Source organism: Desulfuromonas sp. TF, from assembly GCF_000472285.1.
Classification (GTDB): Bacteria; Desulfobacterota; Desulfuromonadia; order Desulfuromonadales; family ATBO01; genus ATBO01.
This window is the reverse complement of the sequence record NZ_KI421417.1, coordinates 67,198-90,003: the sequence shown is the minus strand read 5'-3', so window position 1 is coordinate 90,003 and position 22,806 is coordinate 67,198. Positions and strand designations below refer to the sequence as shown.

Annotated in this window: 29 protein-coding genes; all 29 read left to right on the top strand. The window is 65.8% G+C overall.

Going from position 1 to position 22,806, the window contains the following annotated elements; translation table 11 throughout:
• The first annotated feature begins 210 nt into the window (after positions 1 to 210).
• Positions 211 to 792 (top strand): hypothetical protein, encoded by a 582-nt coding sequence (locus tag DTF_RS25380; protein ID WP_051361143.1) that lies wholly within the window; start codon positions 211 to 213, stop codon positions 790 to 792.
• Positions 789 to 1,328 (top strand): hypothetical protein, encoded by a 540-nt coding sequence (locus DTF_RS0108050; RefSeq protein WP_027714913.1) that lies wholly within the window; start codon positions 789 to 791, stop codon positions 1,326 to 1,328. The genes DTF_RS25380 and DTF_RS0108050 overlap by 4 nt, the downstream gene beginning before the upstream one ends.
• Positions 1,325 to 1,567: a hypothetical protein gene (locus tag DTF_RS0108045; RefSeq protein ID WP_027714912.1), complete on the top strand. Its 243-nt coding sequence runs from the start codon at positions 1,325 to 1,327 to the stop codon at positions 1,565 to 1,567. The genes DTF_RS0108050 and DTF_RS0108045 overlap by 4 nt, the downstream gene beginning before the upstream one ends.
• Before the next feature lie 51 nt (positions 1,568 to 1,618).
• On the top strand, positions 1,619 to 1,831 hold the full coding sequence (locus DTF_RS0108040; protein ID WP_027714911.1) for a TraR/DksA family transcriptional regulator: 213 nt from the start codon (positions 1,619 to 1,621) through the stop codon (positions 1,829 to 1,831).
• Positions 1,832 to 2,257 carry a DUF2730 family protein gene (locus DTF_RS0108035; RefSeq protein WP_027714910.1) on the top strand — a complete coding sequence of 142 codons (426 nt, stop codon included), beginning with the start codon at positions 1,832 to 1,834 and terminating at the stop codon, positions 2,255 to 2,257. It begins immediately after the preceding gene.
• Entirely contained in the window at positions 2,254 to 2,556 is a 303-nt protein-coding gene (locus tag DTF_RS0108030) for a hypothetical protein (protein ID WP_027714909.1), read from the top strand. Before DTF_RS0108035 ends, DTF_RS0108030 begins: the two co-directional genes overlap by 4 nt.
• 191 nt (positions 2,557 to 2,747) lie before the next feature.
• Complete coding sequence (locus DTF_RS0108025; RefSeq protein WP_369798557.1) at positions 2,748 to 3,284, top strand: phage protein Gp27 family protein; 537 nt, start codon at positions 2,748 to 2,750, stop codon at positions 3,282 to 3,284.
• The gene (locus DTF_RS0108020) at positions 3,281 to 4,933 is read left to right on the top strand and encodes a hypothetical protein (protein WP_027714907.1); all 1,653 of its coding nucleotides are present in this window, start codon (positions 3,281 to 3,283) and stop codon (positions 4,931 to 4,933) included. The genes DTF_RS0108025 and DTF_RS0108020 overlap by 4 nt, the downstream gene beginning before the upstream one ends.
• Entirely contained in the window at positions 4,933 to 6,522 is a 1,590-nt protein-coding gene (locus tag DTF_RS0108015) for a DUF935 domain-containing protein (protein ID WP_027714906.1), read from the top strand. The genes DTF_RS0108020 and DTF_RS0108015 overlap by 1 nt, the downstream gene beginning before the upstream one ends.
• Entirely contained in the window at positions 6,512 to 7,279 is a 768-nt protein-coding gene (locus DTF_RS22560; RefSeq protein ID WP_035056260.1) for a phage minor head protein, read from the top strand. Before DTF_RS0108015 ends, DTF_RS22560 begins: the two co-directional genes overlap by 11 nt.
• Complete coding sequence (locus DTF_RS22555; protein ID WP_051361141.1) at positions 7,272 to 7,787, top strand: phage virion morphogenesis protein; 516 nt, start codon at positions 7,272 to 7,274, stop codon at positions 7,785 to 7,787. The genes DTF_RS22560 and DTF_RS22555 overlap by 8 nt, the downstream gene beginning before the upstream one ends.
• A gap of 132 nt (positions 7,788 to 7,919) precedes the next feature.
• Positions 7,920 to 8,960 (top strand): phage protease, encoded by a 1,041-nt coding sequence (locus tag DTF_RS25375; RefSeq protein ID WP_051361139.1) that lies wholly within the window; start codon positions 7,920 to 7,922, stop codon positions 8,958 to 8,960.
• 59 nt (positions 8,961 to 9,019) lie between these two features.
• Positions 9,020 to 9,901: a hypothetical protein gene (locus tag DTF_RS25370; RefSeq protein WP_051361133.1), complete on the top strand. Its 882-nt coding sequence runs from the start codon at positions 9,020 to 9,022 to the stop codon at positions 9,899 to 9,901.
• A gap of 194 nt (positions 9,902 to 10,095) precedes the next feature.
• Positions 10,096 to 11,016, top strand: coding sequence for a Mu-like prophage major head subunit gpT family protein (locus DTF_RS0107990; RefSeq protein ID WP_027714904.1), 921 nt, complete (start codon positions 10,096 to 10,098; stop codon positions 11,014 to 11,016).
• A gap of 65 nt (positions 11,017 to 11,081) precedes the next feature.
• Positions 11,082 to 11,414 carry an HI1506-related protein gene (locus DTF_RS0107985; protein WP_027714903.1) on the top strand — a complete coding sequence of 111 codons (333 nt, stop codon included), beginning with the start codon at positions 11,082 to 11,084 and terminating at the stop codon, positions 11,412 to 11,414.
• A gap of 190 nt (positions 11,415 to 11,604) precedes the next feature.
• Complete coding sequence (locus DTF_RS22540) at positions 11,605 to 12,030, top strand: gp436 family protein (RefSeq protein WP_051361128.1); 426 nt, start codon at positions 11,605 to 11,607, stop codon at positions 12,028 to 12,030.
• On the top strand, positions 12,030 to 12,449 hold the full coding sequence (locus DTF_RS0107975; RefSeq protein ID WP_027714902.1) for a phage protein Gp37: 420 nt from the start codon (positions 12,030 to 12,032) through the stop codon (positions 12,447 to 12,449). The genes DTF_RS22540 and DTF_RS0107975 overlap by 1 nt, the downstream gene beginning before the upstream one ends.
• Before the next feature lie 25 nt (positions 12,450 to 12,474).
• On the top strand, positions 12,475 to 13,494 hold the full coding sequence (locus DTF_RS0107970) for a hypothetical protein (RefSeq protein WP_027714901.1): 1,020 nt from the start codon (positions 12,475 to 12,477) through the stop codon (positions 13,492 to 13,494).
• A gap of 58 nt (positions 13,495 to 13,552) precedes the next feature.
• Positions 13,553 to 13,945 (top strand): hypothetical protein, encoded by a 393-nt coding sequence (locus DTF_RS0107965; protein ID WP_027714900.1) that lies wholly within the window; start codon positions 13,553 to 13,555, stop codon positions 13,943 to 13,945.
• Positions 13,900 to 14,670 carry a hypothetical protein gene (locus DTF_RS0107960; RefSeq protein ID WP_155890751.1) on the top strand — a complete coding sequence of 257 codons (771 nt, stop codon included), beginning with the start codon at positions 13,900 to 13,902 and terminating at the stop codon, positions 14,668 to 14,670. The genes DTF_RS0107965 and DTF_RS0107960 overlap by 46 nt, the downstream gene beginning before the upstream one ends.
• Entirely contained in the window at positions 14,667 to 15,389 is a 723-nt protein-coding gene (locus DTF_RS0107955) for a hypothetical protein (protein ID WP_027714898.1), read from the top strand. The genes DTF_RS0107960 and DTF_RS0107955 overlap by 4 nt, the downstream gene beginning before the upstream one ends.
• Positions 15,386 to 15,940, top strand: a complete 555-nt coding sequence (locus tag DTF_RS0107950) for a hypothetical protein (RefSeq protein ID WP_027714897.1) — start codon at positions 15,386 to 15,388, stop codon at positions 15,938 to 15,940. Before DTF_RS0107955 ends, DTF_RS0107950 begins: the two co-directional genes overlap by 4 nt.
• Positions 15,941 to 15,968: 28 nt before the next feature.
• Positions 15,969 to 16,427: a hypothetical protein gene (locus DTF_RS0107945; protein ID WP_027714896.1), complete on the top strand. Its 459-nt coding sequence runs from the start codon at positions 15,969 to 15,971 to the stop codon at positions 16,425 to 16,427.
• Positions 16,428 to 16,565: 138 nt separating this feature from the next.
• On the top strand, positions 16,566 to 19,289 hold the full coding sequence (locus DTF_RS0107940) for a phage tail tape measure protein (RefSeq protein ID WP_027714895.1): 2,724 nt from the start codon (positions 16,566 to 16,568) through the stop codon (positions 19,287 to 19,289).
• Entirely contained in the window at positions 19,286 to 19,633 is a 348-nt protein-coding gene (locus tag DTF_RS0107935) for a hypothetical protein (protein ID WP_027714894.1), read from the top strand. Before DTF_RS0107940 ends, DTF_RS0107935 begins: the two co-directional genes overlap by 4 nt.
• Before the next feature lie 42 nt (positions 19,634 to 19,675).
• A complete protein-coding gene (locus DTF_RS22535; RefSeq protein WP_051361127.1) occupies positions 19,676 to 20,089 on the top strand; it encodes a hypothetical protein in 414 nt (137 codons plus the stop codon).
• Positions 20,089 to 21,153, top strand: a complete 1,065-nt coding sequence (locus DTF_RS25365) for a hypothetical protein (RefSeq protein ID WP_051361126.1) — start codon at positions 20,089 to 20,091, stop codon at positions 21,151 to 21,153. The genes DTF_RS22535 and DTF_RS25365 overlap by 1 nt, the downstream gene beginning before the upstream one ends.
• A 7-nt stretch (positions 21,154 to 21,160) precedes the next feature.
• On the top strand, positions 21,161 to 21,967 hold the full coding sequence (locus tag DTF_RS0107920; RefSeq protein ID WP_027714893.1) for a hypothetical protein: 807 nt from the start codon (positions 21,161 to 21,163) through the stop codon (positions 21,965 to 21,967).
• The coding region (locus tag DTF_RS0107915; RefSeq protein ID WP_027714892.1) for a hypothetical protein at positions 21,967 to 22,806 on the top strand (840 nt) is incomplete at its 3' end. The genes DTF_RS0107920 and DTF_RS0107915, both read left to right, overlap by 1 nt.

The window sequence follows — 22,806 nt, the reverse complement described above, 5'->3', positions numbered from 1 at the left end:
TGAATATTTGACAGCCCACACGTTTGTTGATAATACAATCGTGTAAAGACTGCCCTCTTCCTCCCCGGAAGGGGGCTTTTTGTTTATGAAGCCCTTCACCTGATCCGATCCCCCGCAATCCCCTATGCTGGTCCCCGTCGCATCTTCTCCCTTTCTCAGGGCGCCGGCCCGCCATGCCGGCGCCCCGCCTCCAATCCTGACGGGTGGCCCATGAACGCAGTCGACACTCTCCGCCGCATCTTGATCGCCAACGAGCTGGGGAATCATCCCGGCCTGGCTTACCACTTCTCCGACCCGGACGGCCCTGGCCGCTCGGGCTACTCCTACGGCGTGTGCCAGTTCGACCTGCGCCACAACCGCCACGCCTACGCCGGGCTCATCGAGTGCGGCTTCTCCATGATCGAGGCCGACTCCTTGATGAACCAGACTTGCAGCCCCGCTGAGTTGAACGCGATGAATTCCAAGTTGTTGGGCGCGGCCGCCGTCGTCGACCGCCTCGACGCCGCCGAGATCGCTGCCGCCGTCGACCACGTGCAGCGGATGGTGATGATCGAGGATCTCCATCTGGCCGACGAGGAGGCCTTCCTGCACCTGTGCGACTACCACAACCAGTACCGCCTCGACTTCGGCGGCAAGGCAGCAACGTACTTCAAGAGCTACCCCGGCCAGGTCGATGCTGAAGCCATCCTGACCTTCAAGCTTAAACAGACCGCCTGGGGGCAAAAGCGCCCCGACGACGTGAAGCGTCGCTGGAACAACATCGTCAAAATCTGCCGGGAGGATGTCCGATGACCTACGAAAGCATGCGCATGACGGCCCGCACCGGCGACGTCCTCCTGGTGAGGGGCAACCGCTTCGTGCGGATCTTCTCCGCCGAGTCCGTCTCCCACGTGGCCGTGCTGGTGTGGATGCCCGGGCCCAAGGGGGAGTTCCGCGGCGGCGGGCTGTGGGTCTTCGAGTTCGTCGAGGGCGAGGGGTATCAGTCCATGCCCGCCTCCCAGTGGTTCGAGCGGCGCAAGGGGCAGATGATCTTCCACGGCGTCGCTCCCGATGTGGTCCGCGCCGCCCGGGAGGGCGTCTACAAGGCCGCCACCCGGTACCGCACCGAGAAGGGCATCCGCCGCTGGTACGGCTGGCTCTCCCTGGTCACCGTCTGGGCCTCCCAGATCATCCGCCGCCCCATCCCCGTCTGGGCCAAGGTCTGCTCGACCTTCGCCCAGGAGGTCTGGGAAGCCGCCGGCTTCCGGGAGTTCGAGCGCACCGCCGACCCCGGCGACTTCATGGAGCTGTGCCAGTCCATCACCCGCATCGAGGAGAAAATCGCATGAGAAAGCTGATCCTGTTTGCCCTGATTTGTTTGACATCTCTGGCCGGCTGCGCCACCGCCAACGTCAAGACCGTCGACCCCAAGGGCAAGACCTGCGAGGCGACCTACTCCAGCCTGTTCAAGGGCGTCGACGCCGCCACTCTGGAGGCCTGCGGGGCCCGGGGCGAGGTGGTCAAGAGCCAGAACGACCCCGTGGCAGAGGCGCTGCGAGAGGTCCTGTTTCCGGGTCTGGCGAAGTAGGCCCTCGGCCTTTAACCGATCACTGATCACCAGTCACGAATCACGGATTTTATGGACGACATCGACCGCGCCCAGGGCATCAACGAACAGCTGCAGGCCGACGCCCTGGAGGCGCATTCCCGGCGTCGAACCGTCGGCGAAAGCTTGACCGAGTGTGAGGACTGCGAGGAGGAGATCCCCGCGGCCCGCCGCAAGGCCGTGCCGGGATGCACCCGGTGCATCGACTGCCAGCGGAAATTTGAATGGATTCAAGGGAGGAGATAGGTGGCCGCAGAGATCGATTACACCGCCTGGCGGTTCTGGTTCGACATTCTCCAGGTGGGCGGTCTCGTCGCCCTGGGAGTTTACTCCTGGTGGAAAGACCGGGAGAAGGTCACCTCCAAGCGCTTCGCTGCCATGGAGAGGGAAGTCGCCGAGCGCGCGACCAAGGCCGCCCTGGCCAAGGCCGTCGAAAGCATGCGGGCCCCCTGCCAGAGGCACCTGGAACGCACCGACAACCTCGAGGAGCGCGCCACCCGGGTGGAAGGGGAGATCCGGCATCTGCCGAGCCAGTCCGACCACAAGGAGCTGGCCCGGCGCATCGAGGACGTCCACGCCGACCTGCACGAGATCACCGGAGCGCTCAAGGGCCTGACCCGGGCCGTCGACCTGATGAACGAACACCTGCTCAACGGGGGAGGAAAGAGATGAGCCACCACTACGCCGAACTGCTCGCCGCCGATATCCGCCTGGTGATCCTCAGGGCCCTGGCAGAGGATCCCGGCTACAGCCACAACGAATCGGTGCTGCAGCAGGTGCTGGAACTCTTCGGCCACACCGAGAGCCGCGACCGCATCCGCACCGAGCTCTCATGGCTCGCCGAGCAGGGGCTGATCACCGTGCGCGACGCCCTCGGCTACATGGTGGCCACCCTCACCGGCCGCGGCGCCGACGTGGCCGCCGGCCGCGCAACCGTCCCCGGCGTCAAGCGCCCCGGGCCGAGGGGGTAAACCATGAAACTGCCGCTGTTTCTCATCCTGTTCCCGGTCGCGCTGATTCTGGCCAACAAGATTCTCGACGCGACCGCCGAGATGATCGCAGAGTTTTTGACGGGAGGCAGCTGATGGGCCGCCCGCGCAAGAAGCGCCAGCCGTCGAGCATCGACCTGCTCCCCGCCCCCGTGCGGCGGATGCTCCAGGAGATGCTGGACAATCCGCGCATCACCCAGCTCGAGGCCGTGGAGCGGATCAACGCCACCCTGGCCGAGCTGCGCAAGTCGGGAGATCCCGAGGTGCTCGATCCGGCGTGTCCGGAGGCCGTGAGCAAATCGGCCGTCAACCGCTACGACCTGCAGATGCGCGACGTGGGCGAGCGGCTGCGCCAGTCCCGCGAGGTCGCCGACCGCTGGATCAACAAGCTCGGCGCCGCCCCCCAGGGGCAGGTGGGCAACCTGATCAACGAGATCCTGCGCACCCTCTCCTTCGACGTGACGCTGTTCATGCAGGAAGATGCGATCGACAAGGAGACCGCCCCGGCCGTGGTCGGCATGCTCAAGGATCTGGCCTTGACCACCATGCGACTGGAGAAGGCGGCGAATCTCAATGTGGAGCGTGAGCGGGAGATCCGCAAGCAGACGCTGGAGGATGCCGCCGAGAAGGTCGGGGATGCCGCGATCCAGCGCGGCCTCACCAAGGAAGACGCGCAGTTCTGGCGTGAGCAGGTATTGGGAATCCGATGAATCAACCCGGCGACGTCATCCGCATACTCAGCCCCGAAGAGCTGCCCAAAGATGTCCGCAGCCTGCCGGCCGATCACAACCCGCTGCGCGAAGGCGTGTTGATGAAGCACCAGGTCGAATGGTGCAAGCTGATCAATGCCGAAGACCTCTGCGCCGCCGAGAAGGGGCGCCGGACCGGGATCACCTACGCCACCGCACTGGACGACACCATCACCGCCTCCAGCGCCAAGGAGGCCGGCGGGGACGATGTCTACTACGTCGGCGACACCAAGGACAAGGGGTTGGAGTTCATCGGCTACTGCGCCCACTTCGCCCGGGTCATGGCCTGCGCCATGGCGGAGAACTGGAACGGCATCGAGGTCTTTCTCTTCAGGGATCAGCAGTTCGACCAGGTCGGCAACGAAGTGGCCACCAAGGAGATCACCGCCTATCGCATCCGCTTCGCCTCGGGCTTCCAGATCGTCGCCCTGTCGAGCAACCCGGCAAACATCCGCGGGCTGCAGGGGATCGTCGATATCGACGAGGCCGCCTTCCACCGCAACGTCCAGGCGGTCATCGACTCGGCCCTGGCGCTGCTGATCTGGGGCGGCAAGATCCGCATCATCAGCACGCACAACACGGACAAGAGCCCGTTCAACCAGCTGGTCAAGGACAGCCGGACCGGCCTGCAGCCCTTCAAGATCATGCGCATCACCTTCGACGACGCCGTAAACAACGGGCTGTACGAGCGGGTGTGCATGGTGCGCGGCTGGACCCCGACCCCCGAGGGGAAGGAGGCCTGGTACAAGAAGATCCGCGGCAGCTACGGCACCAACACGGCCGCGATGAAAGAGGAGCTGGACGCCATCCCCCGGGAGGGGAGCGGCGTGGCGATCCCCAGCATCTACGTCGAGCAGTGCATGCACGAGCCCCGGCCGATCCTGCGCCTGTCGCTGGAGAAGGAGTTCGTCCTCAAGGGCGACACGTTCCGCAGGCGCTGGGCCGAGGACTGGATCCGCCAGCACCTCAACCCGCTGCTCGACGGGCTCGATCCGAAGCTGGAACACGTTTTCGGCAGCGACTATGCCCGTTTCGCCGACTTCGCCGTCGTCGCCCCCGGAGAGGTCCGGCAGGACCTGGTGCGCCGGGTTCCCTTCATGCTGGAGATGAACAACGTGCCGACCCGCCAGCAGGAGCAGATCCTCTGGAGGATGATCGAGGCCCTGCCGCGCTTCCGCTGCGGCGCCATGGACGCCACCGGCAACGGCCAGACCCTGGCCGAATACACCGCCGACCGTTTCGGGCACGGTGTCATCCAGCAGGTCACGCTGAACGATGCCTGGTACCGCGACAATATGGGGAGCTACGAGGATGCCTGGCGCGATCGCATGCTCGATGTGCCGAGCGACGCCGACGTGCTCAACGACGTGCGCGCCCTGGAGCGGATCGACGGGATCATCAAGCTTCCCAAGCTCAAGGTGCAAGACACGAAGGACGCCGGGCTCAAGCGGCACGGCGACTCGGCGATCGCTCTGGCCCTGATGTGGTTCGCCAGCCAGCAGGACGTCTGCGAATACGCCTACCACTCCGTCCCCCGCGCCGGCCGCGAGCAGGCCGAGCGGCCGATCAAGACCACCGCCGGATTCGGCGTTAAGAAAGGACTCTGGTAATGCTTCTCGACGCCTACGGCCGCCCCGTCCGCACTCAGGACCTCACCCGCGAGAAGGCCGCGCCGACCCTCGCCGGAGTGCGCACCATCTGGACCGACACCGTCGCCTCCGGGCTCACCCCGTACAAGCTGGCCGGCCTGCTGCGCTCGGCGACCGAGGGGGATCATGACGCCTACCTGACCCTGGCCGAGGAGATGGAGGAGCGGGATCTGCACTACGCCTGCGAGCTGGGCAAGCGCAAGCTGGCCGTCGCCCGCCTGCCGGCGTCGGTCGAGGCGGTGTCGGATAAGCCCCGGGATATCGAGATCGCCGATGCGGTGCGCTCCCTGCTCAAGCGCAGCGGCTTCCGCTTTCTGGTCAAGGACCTGCTCGACGCCCTGGGCAAGGGGTTTTCCGTGGCGGAGATCATCTGGGACCGCACAGGCAGCCGCTGGTGGCCGGGGCGCTACGAATGGCGCGATCCGCACTTCTTTCAGTTCGACCAGGTCGCCCGCCGCGAGGTGCGCCTGCGCGACCTGGAGCACGGCATTGACGGCGCTCCCCTGGCCCCCTTCGGGTTCATCGTCCATGTGCCGAAGATCAAGAGCGGGATTCCCATCCGCGGCGGCCTGGCCCGTCTGGCGGCCTGGGCCTTCATGTGCAAGGGATACACGGTCAAGGACTGGATGGCGTTCTGCGAGATCTACGGCATGCCGCTGCGCCTGGGCAAATACCGCTCCGGCGCCTCGGCCGAGGATATCGACGTGCTCAAGATGGCGGTGGCCAACCTGGGCTCGGATGCCGCGGCCGTCTTCCCCGAGTCGATGCTGATCGAGCTGATCGAGCGCAAGGGGACGGGGGGCGAGACCGTTTTTCAGGTGCTGGCCGACCACCTCGACGCCCAGATCAGCAAGGGGATCCTGGGGCAGACCGCCAGCGCCTCGGGCACCTCCGGCAAGCTGGGAGACGAGAAGCTGCAGGCCGAGGTGCGCGACGACATCCGCGACGACGACGCCGAGCAGCTCGAGGACACCCTGCAGCGCGACCTCATCAAGCCGTTCGTCGATCTGAACTTCGGACCGCAGGAGGCCTACCCGACCCTGCAGCTTCGGGCTCCGGACGCCGAGGACACGGCGGCCCTGGCCGACGCCCTGGCCAAGTTGGTCCCTTTGGGCTTAAGGGTGGAGCAGAGCGTGATCCGAGACAAGTTCGGCCTGCCCGATCCGGACAAGAACGCCAAGCCGGAGGATCTGCTGGGCCCGCCCGTCGTCGCTCCTGGCGGAGCTGTGCCGGGGCAAGCCCCCGACCTCAATAGGGCTCGCCCGGGCGAAGCGCAGCGAAGCCTGGCGCTCAACGCCGAGCAGCAGGCCACACCCGACACCGCCGAGCGCCTGGCCGACAAGCTGGGGCGCGAATCGCTGCCGGCGATGGCCGCGATGATCGCGCCGATCGCCGAGCTGGTGCGCACCTCGGGGAGCCTCGAGGAGATCCGCGCCGGCATCGAGAAGCTGGCCGGAAACATCCCCCTGGCCGACATGGGCACGCTGATGGCCCAGGCCATGGCCCTGGCCAACCTGGCCGGGCGCGCCGAGGTGCTCGATGGCGATTAAAGGGATCTTCAATCAGCCTTTCGGCGCGGCCGTCGACGCGATCCGGGCCAAGGTCGACATCCCCACCGCAAAGTGGGACGACCTGTGGAAGGAGGAGCACGCCGCCGGGTTCATGGTGGCCGGGGCGATGGAGGCCGACCTGCTGGCCGACTTTCGCGCCGCGGTGGACAAGGCGATCAGCCAGGGGACGACGCTGGAGGAATTTCAGAAGGACTTCGACGCGATCGTCGAGCGCTATGGCTGGAGCTACAACGGCGGCCGCAACTGGCGAAGCGAGGTGATCTACGCCACCAACATCCGCACCACCTACCAGGCGGGGCGCTGGGATCAGCTGACCGATCCGGAGACGCTGCGCTTCTACCCTTATTTGGAATACCGCCGCACCTCGAGCCTGGAGCCGCGCAGCGAGCACCTGAGATGGAACGGCATCATCCTGCCCGCCGACCACCCCTGGTGGAAGACCCACTATCCGCCCAACGCCTGGGGGTGCAAGTGCAAGGTCTTCTCCGCCGGAAAGCGCGACCTGGCCCGGGCGGGCAAGAGCGGCCCCGACGAGGCGCCGGAGATCGTGATCGACCCGGCGACCGGAGCCCCGGAAGGGATCGGCAAGGGGTGGGACTACAACGTGGGCGAGGCGCGCAAGAGCGCCCAGGCCGAGGCGCTGGATAAGGCGCTGGCCCGGCTGCCGGAGGAGTCGGCCGCGGCGATCCGCGCCGAGGTGGAGCGGCGCATCGAGGAAGGGCCGGACAATGGCTGAAGCCTTCTCCATCCAGATTGACGACACCGAAGTCCGCGCCGCCCTGCAGCGGGCCCAGGCCGCCACCGGCAACCTGAGCCCTGTCATGAAGGCCATCGGCGAGCGGATGGTGCGATCGACCGAGGAGCGCTTCGAGACGGAGACGGCGCCGGACGGGACCAGGTGGGAGCCGCTGGCGGCGAGCAGCCTGGGCTCCGGGTTCAAGAAAAAGAAGACGAAACAGGACGGCACGCTGACCGCCGCCTTCAGCCGCTACCTCGCGAGCCGCCAGATCCTCACCCGCTCCGGCGAGCTGCGCGGCTCGATCTACTCCAGGCCGGGAAGCGACCAGGTGTCGATCGGCACGGGCAAGGTCTACGCGGCCATCCACCAGCTCGGGGGCAAGGCCGGACGGGGGCGCAAGGTGGCCATCCCTGCGCGCCCCTTCCTCGGCGTGACCGACGCCGACCGGGTGGAGATCCTGGAGCTGCTGCGCGAGCACATGGAGATGGCCCTGAATGACGGGTAGTCGATTCCGCCCCTGCTGTGCGATCTCGGCTTGAAACATAGCTACCCCGCCATTTTCGACCTGCGTCGATCTGGAGCGATTTTAAAAAGGGTTTAAACACGGTTTTGGGGCATTTTTCGAAAGGCAGTGACCATGAAAATTCTAGTTTGTGACGATTCCGGGAATTCCGGCGCTCTTCTAACCGCGCTGAACGCCATCGAGCTCCCCGAGGGGTGCGAGATCGTCGCCCTCAATTTCGAGCTGCCCGCCGACGGCTCCGTCCCGGAGTGGGTGGAGCTGATCCCGGCCGGGCAAATGGTGACCGGCCGCGACGGCCGCACCTTCGTCAACAACGAACCGCAGGGGATTCTCGACTTTCTCGCCGCCGACGGCCGGGACATCCCCGTCGACTGGGAGCACGCCACCGAGATCAAGGCTCCCCAGGGGGGGCAGGCCCCGGCCGCGGCCTGGATTCCGGAGCTGCAACTGCGAGAGGGTGCTGTGTGGGGGCGCATGCTCTGGACTCCGAAAGGGAGGGCGTCCGTGGAAAACCGCGAATACCGCTATCTCTCTCCCGCCATTCTCATTGAAAAAGAAACCGGCCGCATTCGCGGGATCAGCTCCATCGGGCTCGTCAACAAGCCGAACTTCCGCATGCCGGCCATTAATCGTCAACAACGCAACACAGAGGAGGAAACCATGGATTGGAAAAAATTGCTGGCAAAGCTCGGGCTTCCCGAGGACGCCACCCTGGAGCAGGCGCTCAACGCCATCGGCAAGATGCAGGGCGATCTGCAGACGGCCCTTAACCGGGCCGAAACCCCCAGCCTCGACAAGTTCGTCCCTCGCGCCGATTACGATGCGGCGCTGGGCAAGGCGAACAACTTCGAGCAGAAGCTCAAGGAGAAGGAGGCCGCCGACCTGGAGACCGCCATCAACGCCGAAGTCTCCGCCGCCGTCGCGGCCGGCAAGGTCACCCCGGGCACCAAGGATTACTATGTCGGCATGTGCCGGCAGGAGGGCGGGCTCGAGGCCTTCAAGAAGTTCGTCGAGGCCGCCCCGGTGATCGGCAACCCTTCGGATCTTGGCAAAAGGACCCCCGAGGGCGGCGGCGTAGCCCTCAACGCTGAGCAGAAGCAGATCGCCGATATGTTCGGCAATAGCGAAGAGGACCTCAAGAAGTACGGCGGGTAAAGGCAGCCATCAGCTTGCAGCTTTCAGTTTGCAGCTAACCCCTTCAAGGAGAAAGACCCATGACAGTACTCGCGCAAGACCGGAACACCCAGCGACGGGACGGCATCCTGGTCGCCCTGCTGGTCATCACCAACGACATCATCTACGGGGGCAGCCTCGTGGCGGTGAACGCCGCCGGCTATGCCCTGCCCGGGGGCGACACGGCCGGGCTCATCTTCCAGGGCGTGGCCGACGGGCGCGCCGACAACACCGGCGGCGCCGACGGCGCCAAGTCGGTCATCGTCCGGCGCCGGGGAGAATTCCGCTTCGCCAGCGCCAGCAACCTGACCCAGGCGAACGTCGGCGACGCCGTCTTTCTGGAAGACGACCAGACCGTCGCCCTGGCCGGCGACGTCGACCAGGACATCTACTGCGGCGTGATCACCGAGGTGGTCGGCGCCAACGACTGCTGGGTCGACATCACCCCGGCCCTGCAGCAGACCGACGTGGCCACCCACATCGCCGACGTGGCCGGGGCCCATGCGGCCACCGCCATCAGCCTCGCCGACGCCGGCGAGCTCACCGCCCAGGCCACCGTCGAGGCGGCCATCGCCGAGCTGCTCGCCACCCGGCCGGTGCTGATCGCCGACCCGGGCGACGCCGGGGCCATCCCGGTCACCCGCAGCGGCAACGTCGCCATTACCACCGGCGCCGCCGGCGAGACCCGCACCCTGGCCATCCCCGGCGCCGCCGGCATCGAGCTGGCGATCAGCCACGACGTGGACGACGGCGGCGACTGCGTCATCACCGTCGCCGAGGCGGTCAATGAGACCGGCAACAACACCATCACCCTCGACGACGCCGGCGAGACCATCGTGCTCACCGCGGTCCAGGTCGCTGGCGCTCTGGTGTGGCGCGTTACCGGCAACGACGGCGCGACCCTGTCGACCGTCGGCGGTTAATGAACCGGGCGAGGCATGCCTCGCCCCTACAACCCACTTTTAACGGAGGAAAAAACGTCATGAAAAGATCCTTTGTCACCCTGGGCATCTGGGCGCTGTTGCTGCTCTCCGCCTGCATCGCCTTCCCCTTCGCGGCCCTGGCCGAACCGGCGGGGACCGCCCTCGATGCGCTGCCGATGCTCGCCATCGGCGGCATGATCGTCAACAAAGCCAACCTGGAAGCCGTCTTCCTCAACCTCAAAACCACCTTCAACAAGGCCTTTGAAGCCGCAACCGGCATCTGGCAGCAGACCACCATGCTGGTCCCCTCCGGATCGGGCCAGAACAACTACAACTGGCTGAGCCGTTTTCCCAAAATGCGCAAGTGGGTCGGAGACAAGGTGATCAAGGCCCTCTCCGCTCACAAGTACACCGTCGAGAACGACGACTGGGAGGCGACCGTCGAGGTCGATCGCAACGACATCGAGGACGACACCCTGGGAATCTACTCCCCCATGGCGCAGGAGGCGGGATTCTCCGCCAAGCAGCTCCCCGACGAGATCGACGCCGACCTGAAAAACGGCGCTTTCGCCGGCCTGTGCTACGACGGCCAGTACTTCTATGACACCGACCATCCTGTCGGCGACGGAGACGGCGGCACCAGCAGCGTCAGCAACAAGGGGACGAAGGCGCTCTCCAACGCGACCACTGCGGCCATTAAGGCCAGCTACGGCGCAGGTCGCGAGGCGATCATGTCGTTCAAGGACGACGAGGGGCGCCCCCTCGGCCTGGTCCCCGACGTGCTGGAAGTCGGCCCGGCCCTGGAGGCGATGGCCCGGCTGTGCGTCGAGAAGGACAAGCTGGCCGACAACGCCCCCAACCCCTACCAGGGGACGGCCAGGGTGGTGGTCAACCCCCGCATCACCAGCACCACCCAGTGGATGCTGCATGTGACCAGCCGCCCGATCAAGCCGTTCTTCTACCAGGAGCGCAAGAAGCCGGTCTTCGTTACCCAGACCGACATGAACGCGGACGACGTCTTCATGCGCAAGAAATACAAGTTCGGCGCCGAAGCCCGCGCCGCCGGCGGCTACGGCCTCTGGCAGCTCTCCTACGGCTCGACCGGCGAGGCGTAACTCCGGACTGATCCATCAACCTGACGCAGGGGCGCGATAATCGCGCCCCTGCTTTGGAGGCAAGCATGGCAACACTCATCCGCATCACCGCAAAAAAGGACGGCTTCCGCCGCTGCGGGATCGCTCATTCGAAAGCGCCGACCGATTACCCGGCGGACAAGTTCACCCGCGACCAGCTGCGCGGCCTGAAGGCCGAGCCGATGCTCACGGTCGAGGAGATCGAGACCGAGGAGAAAGAAAAGGCCCCGCCTCGCCCCAACGCCGCCGAGAGCATCAAGCTGGTCGTCGTCGCAGCCACCCTCGAGGATCTCGACAAGCTGGCCGAGGGCGAGGAGCGCAAGACCGTCCTCGAGGCCATCGAGAAGCGCCGCCAGGAGCTCTCCGCACCCCAGGCCTGATATTTTGCATTGACATTTAGTGCGCCCTGGTTTATCCATGGGATGTTCGATCAGCCCCCTCCGGTCCCCGCCGGAAGGGGCTTTTTCTTTTTGAAGCCCTTCACCTGAACCAATCCCCCGCAATCCCCTATCCTGTCCCCAGTCCGGAATTCCCCGGTCTTTTTACTCGTCCCGCGTCCCGGAGTCTTTTATGTACACCACCCTCGCCGCGCTCCTGGAGCGCATCCCCGAAGAGGCGCTCATCCAGCTCACCGACGACGGCGGGCTAGGCACGATCGACCAGGACAAGGTCGACGCGGCCATCGCCCGGGCGGCGCAGGAGATCGACGCCTGGTGCGGCGCGCGCTACCAGGTCCCCTTCGACCCGGCCCCCTCCATCGTCCCCGGGCTGGCGGCGGATCTGGCCATCTATTACCTCTACGGCCGCACCGTCGACGAGATCCCCGAGTCGCGCAAGGACGCCCACAAGAACGCGGTGCGCCTGCTGGAGAAGATCGCCCTGGGCCAGGTGAGCCTGGGCGTCGACCCGGCCCCGGCGGCCACCACCTCCGCCGGCGCGGCCATCGTCTCGGGCGCCGATCGCCAGTTCACCCGCGACAAGCTGAGGGGGATGTGATGTTCGACGAGATCGAGGACGGACTGATCGCCGCGATCCGCGAGGGGATTCCCGGCCTGAAAACGGTCGAGTCCTACGCCGGGCAGCTGGAGCAGGAGATCAAGAGCCTGCCGGCGAGGTGCCCGGCGGTGTACGTCATGTTCTCAGGCTTCGGAACCTCTCTGGACGAATACGGCGCCAAGACCTTCAAGCCGCGCTTCACCGTGCTGGCGGCCACCAAGGACCTGCGCGGGCAGAAGGAGGCCCGGACGAAAACCGGCGGCGCCTACGACCTCATCAAGTCGCTGCTGACGCTGCTGGAGGATGAAACCCTCGAACTGGAGATCGAGCCGCTCTCCGTCGAGTCCTGCGCCCAGGTGTTCGTCAGCGGATCGCTGACGGTCTACGGCCTCGAGGTCCAGACCGATTATCAATCGTAGGCCCCATCAATAAAGGAGACTGATCATGAGCAAGGCAAAGAACGGACTGTTGTACATGGAGGACGGCAGCACCCCGCAGGGGTACGTGCTGATGGTGGATTCCGGCGACCGGCAGCACTTCGGCGTGGCCGACGTGGACATCTTCAGCGGAGATCCCGAAGCGGTGGTGCGCCCCAACGGCGTGGTCACCGGGCTCAACCTGCTGAGCGTCGCCGCCGGCGGAGGCAACGACCTGATCGACGTCAAGGCTTTCACCGTCTGGCTGGCCGGCGTGGAAACCGCCGTCGCCGCCGACGCCGACGTGGCGGTCACCCGCCCGGCCACCGACGTGGCCAAGATCAACTCGATCACCCTCGACGACGCCGGCGACATCGTCGAGGTGGCGGGGACCGACAGCCTCTCCTCGGCCTTTTCCGCCACCCGCGGCGCAGCCGGAGGCCCGCCCTTCATCCCCGTCGGCTCCATCGAGCTGGGGCAGGTGCGGCTGACCACCACCGCCGCCGCCCCGATCGCCGCCGCCGAGATCTTCCAGGGGGGCGAGTACACCGAGCGGGCCATCTCCCCCACCCCTGAGATCGACGCCACCGGCCGCGGCGACTGGGCCGACGACGCCGCCACCGCCCGGGCGCACGTCAAGTTCGCCAGCGTGCTGCCGGCGATCCACACCGGAAGCGTCGCCAAGCGCGTCTATCTGAGCTACTCCGATCCGATCTTCGGCGAGGTCTCCCGCTCGGCCGACTTCACCCCGGCCGAGGAATCCTACAGCACCTCGACCTCCGAGCACTACGGCGGGGCGGACAACACCGAGTCGACCAGCCTCGGCCAGGCCGGCTTCACCGCCAAACTGCTCACCGGCGTCGACGACGCGGTGGTCGGGGCCAAGGGCAAGATCCGCACGTTCAAGTTTTTGCCCGACAAGAACAAGGCCGGGGCGCTGATTACCCAGGGGAGGGTGGCCACGGCGCGCACCTTCGCTGTGGCCGGGCAGAAGCAGGCTTCGGTGAGCATCGCCGCGACCAAGGCGACGGTGGAGTACTTCGCGTAAACAGGCCGGCAGGGGCGCGGATCGCCGCGCCCCTGTCTAACTTCATCGGGCGAGAATCATGAGCAATCTGCGCGACACCGAACTGCCCATTCTCATGCGGCGCACCGTCTATGCCGGGCGCCGTCTGCTGCTGATCGACGACGAGCACTGCAACCCGGACGGCACGGCGATGGATCTCACCGGCTACGCGGTGGCCGGGCAGGTGCGGGTGGCGCTGGACGAAACCTCCGCCAAGCTGGCGGATATCGATTTCAGCGGCTCGGATCTGCCCAACGGCATCATCCGCGGGGTGATCGCCGCCGCCGGCGCCAGCGCGATCGTCGCCGGGGCCGTCTCCCGGGTCGGCGGGGAGCTTAGCGCCTATTTTGATGTCAAAGTGACGGATAGCCTGGGGGCGCCCGAGCAGTGGTACGCCGGCACTCTGCCGGTGAGCAAGGTGGTGACGCCATGAGCGACCGCATCATCCGCGATCGCACCCCGGCGCAGGTGATCCGGCAAAACACACAGGGCCCGGCGGGCCCGGCCGGCGTCGGCTCCGCCTGGCATCTGGTTGCGACCGGACTGCCGGGGGCGGACCTCGGCAGCGACGGCGACTACGCCCTGGTGCAGGACACTCTGTGCATCTACGGCCCGCGCGCCACGGCCGGCGAGGTGACGGACTGGCCCTATATCGCCTGCATCGAGGGGACGGTGCTCGCCGCCGATCTAGTCGCGGCCCTCGAGGGGGCGTCCGAGCCGACGGCGGAGAACCCCTTCGCCACGCTCTCCGACCTGGTCGCCATCCTCGAGGCGATCCCGGAGACCCCGGGGGATATCGGCGCGGTGGCCGAACAGAGCGGCCGGATTTTGGGACAGAGCGACGTGCGCACGGACCTTGTGGCTGAGAACGGCGGGACCTGCACGCTCAACTACGCTCTCGGCAACGCCTTCACCATCGACGCCTCGGCCCTGACCTCCGGGCAGGCGTTCACGATCGCCGTGAGTAACTGGCCCGTCGGGGACGTGTACAGCGCCCTCTCATTGCAGATCACCGTAGGAGCTGCCGCCGACCTGTCCATCACCTGGCCGACCGGTGTGGTCGCTCCGGATCTGACGGCTTCGAAGCGGAATCGGTTTGTTCTTTCGACTTGGGACAACGGGACCACAGTCGACCTCGATGCGCAGGAGGCGTTATGACCTGGCTGGCTCGGAAGGGGATGATGCGGGTGAGCGGAAGCTGGACACCCCTGTCATTGTTTGCCTCCGGGGAGCAGGGCGTATGGTACGACCCCTCAGATCTCTCGACGCTCTTTCAGGACGCAGCAGGGACGACGCCCGCAGGGGTGGGCGATCCGGTCGGACTGATGTTGGACAAGAGCGGCAACGGGAATCACGCCAGCCAGGAGACCAGCAGCAAAAAGCCGATATTGAGGCTATCGGGGGGGCTGATCTATCTGGAATTTGATGGGGTGGATGATTTCTTGTTCGCATCGTCTATGGCGGCATCAGGTTCCGCCGCGATGTTCGCAGCGATACAGACCACCGATTCTCTGTGGATGCTCGCCAGCAGGGAGGACACAACCGCGCAGCCATGGCTTTTTATCTGTCAAGCGGGAGACTCGGGATTGATATTTCGTGGTGCGGGCGGTTCCCCCGCAGCCTATGTAAACCGGGTCGTCGTGTCGCCTGCCACCCGTGGAGCTTTCCATGATGCAGTGATCGGTGTAGCGGCCAAAATTGTTACTTCGCCCAGCCTTGATCTTTCCTCTCTCACGTCAATGAAATTCTCTGGGTATAGTGCCGGCTATGACCTGGGCGGGAAGCTTTATGGCTTGGCGATCACTGAGGCGCTTGCCTCGGAGCAACTCGGTACGATGGAAGCCTATCTCGCTCAAAAAGCAGGAGTCACCCTATGACCCACTACATAATCACCGAAAACAACCTCCCCCTCCCCCCGGAGAAGCCCCTGCCCAAGTCCTACCGCCACCAAGCTTACCCGAGCCTCGCGCAATTCGCCGCGCTCAAGGCCGAAGAGGGGATCGAGATCGCCGAATACCTCCCCCCGGTCTACGACAGCCAGACCCACGCCCTCGGGGTTTACGTCCCACAGGGCGAAGCCTGGACGCGGGAGGTCGTGCCGAGACCGGCGGAGGAGATCGCGGCGGAGCTGAAACAGCAGCGGGCCCGGAACATCCTCGCCATCTCCGAGGCCGCCAGAGACTACCTGTTCGCACAGCTCGACTCCGACGGGCTGTTGCTGGTCGACCGGCTGGTGAAGGCCGGCAGCGCCAAGGCCCTCGCCTGCGAAGCGTGGTGGAGACAGATCCGCACCGAGCAGTACCGCCGGATGGCCGTGGTGGAGGCCGGGGTGGAGGATTTCGCCGCTGAGATGCTCGACTTCTCCGTCTACGGCGACAAGCCGTTCATGGTCCCCGAGCTGCTGGCCGAGCTGCCCGATTTGGCTTGAAATTAAACATTTAAAGGAGATCCGACCGATGGCATTCGACACCAAGAAATTCACCGCGGCCAAGTGGGGCGACCGCACCGAGGCGGTGCCGGTCCCCGACCTGGCCGCGTTCTTCGCCGAAGGCGACAAGGCCGTAATCGTGGTGCGCGCCCTGGCGGGCGAGGAGCTGGCCCGGGCCAACGCCGCGGCCGAAAACGCCCGCCGGGCCCTGGCCGTGGCCGAAGGGCTGGCCGCCGGCAGCGAGGAGATCGCCGCGGGGATCCGCGAGCTGCTGGGGATGGGCGAGGACACCCCGGCCGACTTCGCCCGGCGCCTCGCGATCCTCGAGCAAGGGGCCGTCGAGCCCAAGCTCGAACGGGCCGGAGCCCTGACTCTGGCGCGCAACCACGGCGCCCTCTTCTACCTGCTGACCCAGAAGATCCTCGAGCTGACGGCGCTGGGCAGGCAGCCGGGAAAGCCCGGCGGCTCTGGGCCGACCCCCGGGTAAGAGCCGCCCTCGCCCTGGCCCACAAGCACCACTGGCGGCTCCCCGAGCTGCTGCCCGACCTGCTACCGCAGGCCCTCTCCGAGACCGAACTGGAACTCTGGGATTATTTTCTGACCGAGCTGAAGGAATCCGCCTCCGATGGACGCTAACGCCACACTGCAACTGCTGATCAAGGCCTCCGACCAGACGGGCGCGGTGTTCTCCGGCGTCGGCGACAAGGTGTCGGCGCTCGCCTCCGGGGCCAAAACCGCCACCCAGCCCTTCGCCGACATCGCCACCAGCGTGCTCAAGCTCGACGCCGCCCTGGCCGCCCTGGTCGGCGGCGGCCTGGCCCTGGCGGTCAACGAGTCGGGCAAGTTCAACGGGGCTTTCGCCGAGACCACGACGCTCTTCGAGGCGGCGCCGGAGAAGGTGGACCGCTTCCGCGCCGATATTCTCGATTACGCGGGGGACTCCCGCATCGCGATCGAGGATATCAACGCGGCGACCTACTCGGCGATCAGCGCGGGGATGGACTACGCCGACAGCCTCGACCTGGTGGAGCGCAGCGAGCGTCTGGCCATCGCCGGAAAGGCGGACCTGAACAGCTCCACCGTGCTGCTGGCCTCCTCCCTCAACGCCTACGGCGAATCGGTCGACCAGGCCGAGGCCTACAGCGACGCCCTCTTCGCCACGGTGCGCGCCGGCCAGACCACCCTGCCGGAGCTGGCCGCCTCGCTGGCCCAGGTGACCGGCGTCGCCGCCTCGAGCGGCGTCTCCTTCGACGACCTGCTGGCGGCGGTGGCCACGCTCACCGCCTCGGGCCTGCCCACCAGCCAGGCGGTGACCGCCATCAAGGGGGCGCTGACCAACATCCTCAAGCCGTCGGCGGACGCCGCGGAGACATCCAAGGCGCTGGGGCTCGAGTTCAACGCCACCGCCCTGGCCAGCAAGGGGCTGGGCGGGTTCATGGCCGAGCTGGGGCAGAAGACGGGCGGCAACATCGACAAGATGTCGGCGCTCTTCGGCAGCGTGGAAGGGCTGAACGGCGCTCTGATCCTCACCGGCGAGGGGGCGGCCAAGTTCGCCGCCACCCTGGGCGAGATGGAGGACAAAGCCGGAGCGACCTCGGCCGCCTACGACAAAATGGCCGGGGAAATGGATCTGGTCAACCAGCGCCTGGCCAACAACACCAAGCTGGCGCTGATCGCCGTCGGCGACAAGATCAAGGACGATTACGCCGGGTTCGTCGGCTCGCTGGTGGAGGTGTTTCAGTCCCTCTCCGGAGCCGTCGCAAGCGGCGAATTCGACGGGCTTTTCGAGGTCGTTGAAGCCGGTTTTAAACGGGCTGAAACGGCCCTTGAAAACATCGCCAAAAACCTGCCGGCGGCGCTGGAGCAGGTGGACCTCTCGGGGCTGGCCGGATCTCTGGGCGAGTTAGGCGACTCTCTCGGCGGACTCTTCGAGGGGGTCGACCTCTCCACTCCGGAGGGGCTGGCCGCCGCCGTCGCCGGGGTGGCCGACACCCTGGAGAGCCTGATCGATTTCAGCCGCGGCCTGGTCGAGGGGCTCAAGCCCTTCTTCAACCTGATCATGGAGGGGATCGAGCATTTCAACAGCCTGGACGATTCGGCCAAGGCGAGCGCCGGCGGACTGACCGGCTTCCTCACCGGGGTCAACGGCCTGATGGGGCCCCTGGGGGGCGTGGCTGATTCAATCGGCGCAGTGGGCACTGGCCTGGAGGCTTTGGCCGGCGCCAGCCTCGTCAAGACGGTGGCCGGGCTGGCCGGGTCGGGAGGGCTGACGGCGGCGCTTCTCGGCGCCACGGCCACGGCCGTCGAGTTCACCGCCGCCGTCGCCGCGCCGGTGGCCGCGTTTGCGGCGACCGGATATGCGCTCTACAAGCTGGGCGGGGAGGTCATCGCCTGGCAGGAAGCCGAAACCGATGCGGCGATCGCCGCCGACCGCGCGGCGGCATCGGCCGAGCGCCTGGCCGAGAAGTACGCGGCGATCAGCGAGGCGACCGGGGAGACCATCACCAGCACCCGGGACCTGCGCGACGCCGTGGAGGACGGGCGGATCCACTTCGATGAGGCGACCAAGAGCTGGCAGTCCGGCGCGGCCGCCCAGCGCGACTTCGCCGCCGAGGTCGCGGCCGCCGCCCTGAGCTCCTACGATTACCGCACCGAGCTGGCCGGGATGATCGACGACCAGGGGAATCTCAAGGGCGCGGTGACTCTCAGCTCCACGTCCCTGGCCGAGCAGCGGCGCGAAACGGTGGAATCCCTGGTCGCCATGGGCAATACCCGGGAGATGGCCGAAAAGATGGCCGCGGGTTTACTGAGCATCGAGCCTGCGGCGCAAGGGGCGGGCGCCGCCCTGGAGGAGACCGGCAAGAAGTCGAAGGAGGCCGAGCTCAAGCTCCTCGACCTGGCCAGCAACGAGCGGATCAAGGCGATGGAGTTCCGCGCCGATTTCGACATCGCCGCCCTGGCGTCGGACGTGGAGATCACCAAAACGCTTTTCTCCAGCATCGACGCCGCCATCGAGTCGACCGGCTCGCTGCTCGGCAGCCTGACCGGCGATCTGCTCAACGCCGACACCGCCGGCCAGAAGTGGCTGATCGAGGGGCTGATCGAGGACGAAAACAAGCGCCGGGAGCAGGCGTTCGAGCTGGAGAAGAAGACACTGGAGATGAGGCTGGAGCTGATGCGCCTTTCCGAAGAGAGGATCCGCAACGGCGACGCCGGAATCAAGGTCAGCCTGGATGAGAGCATCAGCCCGGCCCTGGAGATGGTGCTGCAGGAGATCGTGGGGCATCTGCAGGTGTGGGTCAACGAGTCGAGCGAGGCGTACCTGCTGGCGGCCGGAGGTGGAGCATGATCTATCTGGCCGCTCCGGTTTTCGATCTGCAGGGGATGGTGACTCTCTCCCGCACGTCTCTCTCGGACTACGGCGCCCTCACCCGCCGCGGCAGCCGCTCGGCCACCCTGGACGGGGCTGCGGTGCTGCTCGATTCGGGCTACAGCGAGGCGGACCGCACCTTCCGCATCGTGGCCAAGGGGCAGAGCCGGGAGATATACGAGGCGGCAGCCTACCTGCTGCGCACCTACAGTCAGCTGCTCCTCTCGTGCCCCGAGGGGCTCTTTGTGGGAGGCCTGCGGGACCTGCGCCCCCAGGGGGCCGATATCGTATTCACGTTTCTGGTTCTGGAGAAACTGGCATAGACCGGGCGCGGCGTGCCGCGCCCCTACATTATGGAGGACACCATGGCCGAAATGACATTCGCCGCCGCCCTGCGCAGCAGCCGGGCCCAGCAGATCGCAGACGATATCGACGCCGGTGCAGGACCCGGAGTCGCCAAGCTCTACACCGGGGCCAAGCCGGCAGCATGTGGGGCGATAAGCACGCAGACGTTGCTGGGAACCGTGACGTGTTCCGATCCGTGCGGGACGGTGACAGCCGGTGTTTTGACGTTCAGCGACTTCACGCAGGACGATGGAGCCGATGCCGATGGTACGGCAGGTTTTCTCCGGTTTGAAGACAGCGACGGGAATGCAGTCGCAGACCTTAACTGTGGAGCAACCGGCAGCGGCAAGCCCGTGGAACTCAATACGGTGACGATCTTCACCGGTGGGCCGATCGACATCGTCAGCGCCGTTATCACGGAGGGCAACGCCTGATGTCCAAATTTGTCGACAGGGTAAAGGAAACCACGAACACGACAGGGACAGGGGCTTTTACCCTTGCCGGCGCCGTAACTGCATTCAGGTCATTCGCCTCGGCCTTGAGCACAGGGGACATTGTGCCCTACGTGATCGAGGCGGCAAACGGCAGCGACTGGGAAACAGGCTTCGGCACATTTACTGCCGGACCTCCTGACACGCTGGCCCGTACAATCGTAACGGCTAGCAGCAACGGTGGATCAGCTATCGACCTGGCGGCAGGAACACATGAAATATATGTCGGCCTGCACGCCCGGTCGGCAAAGCCTGTTGACTACAACTCTCCTGTTGCAATTACGGCGGCGTCCGTTCTGACATCCGATGCCGCAGGTCGGCACCACGTCTGTTCCGATTCAGGGTCTCCGGCGGACTATGAGGTCGATCTGCCCACGTCGGGAATGTCCGTAGGTGACCTGATCAGCATCGAGATGTCGGCGGCACTGACGAAGATCGTCACGATCGATGCCGGTGCCGGAGGGTCGCTAATTGATGGCGAGAGATACCGCGCCATGTGGGCCAAAGAAAAGGCGTTGCTCAAATGGGACGGAACGAACTGGCAAAAGATAGCTGGTCTAAGCGTCCCTCAAGCGGCAAAGATATCCTACAATGAAGGGCCCGCAACTTTAGTCAACGGGGCAACGACCTTTGTGCCGCTAAAAACCCTGGTTTTCGATACAGCCGGTCTTTCAAATCTGACTGACGGATGGCTCACAATACGTCGTGGAGGCAGGTACAGAGCTTCATTCCAAGGTTTGGCCCAGGCTCTTTCTGGTCACGTAAACGGATGGGAGTGGAATACTCGGCTGCATGTCGATACCGTAATAGAGCAAAGCAACGTTTTCCCGTGGCCGGCACCTGGCACCAACTCACCGATCATTGAAACGACCTCATACCTAGATCTTGATACGGGCCAAGACGTGGCCCTTTATGTCAAATTTACCGATTTGGTCGGTGCGGAGGAAGCTAAAATAGTGACCAGCGGTAACACCTTCCTGGTGGTCGAGGAAATACCCGAATGGTAGGTGATCGATGATAGGTGGAACGGCTTTTGGGTCTGCCGCATTTGGTGCGACCGGCGGAGATACCCGGACTAAAGCCTCGGTATCCGTAGCGACCGAAGATGCCGGTGCGATATTAACGGCGCACCACGTCCCGGATATTGCTGCCGACACCGATGCGACAACCGCCGATGCTATCGGGACCGTATCGGCATTCCATGTCCAGCATGTGGCTGCGGTCGAGGTGTCCACGGAAGATGCGGCCGCATCGGCAGGCATAACCCATTTTTGGGACGTCCGGCCGGGCCAGATTATCTACCGGCTGACCCTGACCGGCGCGCCGGATGTCGAGCTGCCGCTCCTCAATTTTCAGGCCCGCGCACGGGCTGAGGGGCAGACATACCTGAGCTGCACCATTCCCTACACGGCCGAGATCGCCGATGCGATCGCCGAGCGGGGCAGCGGGGATCTGGTGCTGCGCACCGGCCTGAGATACGCCGACGGGCAGGAGCAGCTCGAGGTGCTGCTGCAGGTCGAGTTGGACGCCCTGCCCGACCAGGACGTCGGCACGAAGAAGGCGAGCATAACCCTCGTCGGCCACTCCGCCGCTGCCAGCGGCGCCGTGGCGACGCGACCTCCGCAGACCCGCGAGGTCGCCGGGATCAACTACCGCCGCCTCGGCTCGCCCAGGCAGCTGCGCACGCCGGTGGTCGACTTCTGGCTGAGGCCCGGGGACACCGCCGTCGACCCGGCTTCGGGCCTCTCGATCACGGCCAACCTGATCACCTACATCGTCGGCAGCGCGCCGAGCATGACCGTGAGCGAGGGGGCGATCTGATGGGAAAGGCGCAGATCCTCGAAAACCTGGGGGAAGGCCTCTACCGGGTCAACCTGGTCCACGACGTGGCCCGGGCGCAGGCTGAGATCCCCGGGATGGAAGCGGAAAACGTCGCGATCGATGCGCGACTGGCGACGATCGATGATGAGATTAACGAGGCGTATCTCGCCGTCGGCACCGCCAAGGAGGTGCTGAGCGCGGCGATCTATGCGCTGAAACAGGCTGAAGGCGAAGAGGATATTCTCGCTGCGGGTCAGAAGGTGGAGGAAGCGACCTCTGCGCTGCGAGGCGCGGAGAAGTTGCTGTCCGATCTGAGGGCGCTCAAGGCCTCCATGAAGCTGCGCAAGACGGCCAATCTCAAGCGCATCGAGCTGCTCACCGCCGAGTGCCCGGAGACGGCCGAGGCGCAGGCCTGGTGCGCGGATTATGCGGACAATCTCTCAGGCGAGGTAGGGACCATCGAGACGGCCCGGCTGAGCAAGGACGACGCCGGCGGTACCCCGCCGATCATCCGCCCTGCCGGGGAAACCGGCGACGGGGCCGCTTATGACGCGGTCAGGGACGGTCAGTTGCGGCCGATCTGGTCGCAGACCCCGGCCCAGGCGCTGCTCAATCACATTCTGACGGCAGGGGCGTCCAAGTGGAAACCCCGATGCCGCCTCGGCGAGATCACCTCTCTGGATTCGGATCTGGGCTTGGCCGACGTGCTGCTGGATGATCTGGAGGTTACGCCGCAGGCCCTCGAGGGCAACCAGGCCGCCGTGCTGGCGGACGTGCCCATCCAATATATGGACTGCCATGCCGAGGCGTTTCAGGTGGGCGACCGGGTGGTGGTGGAG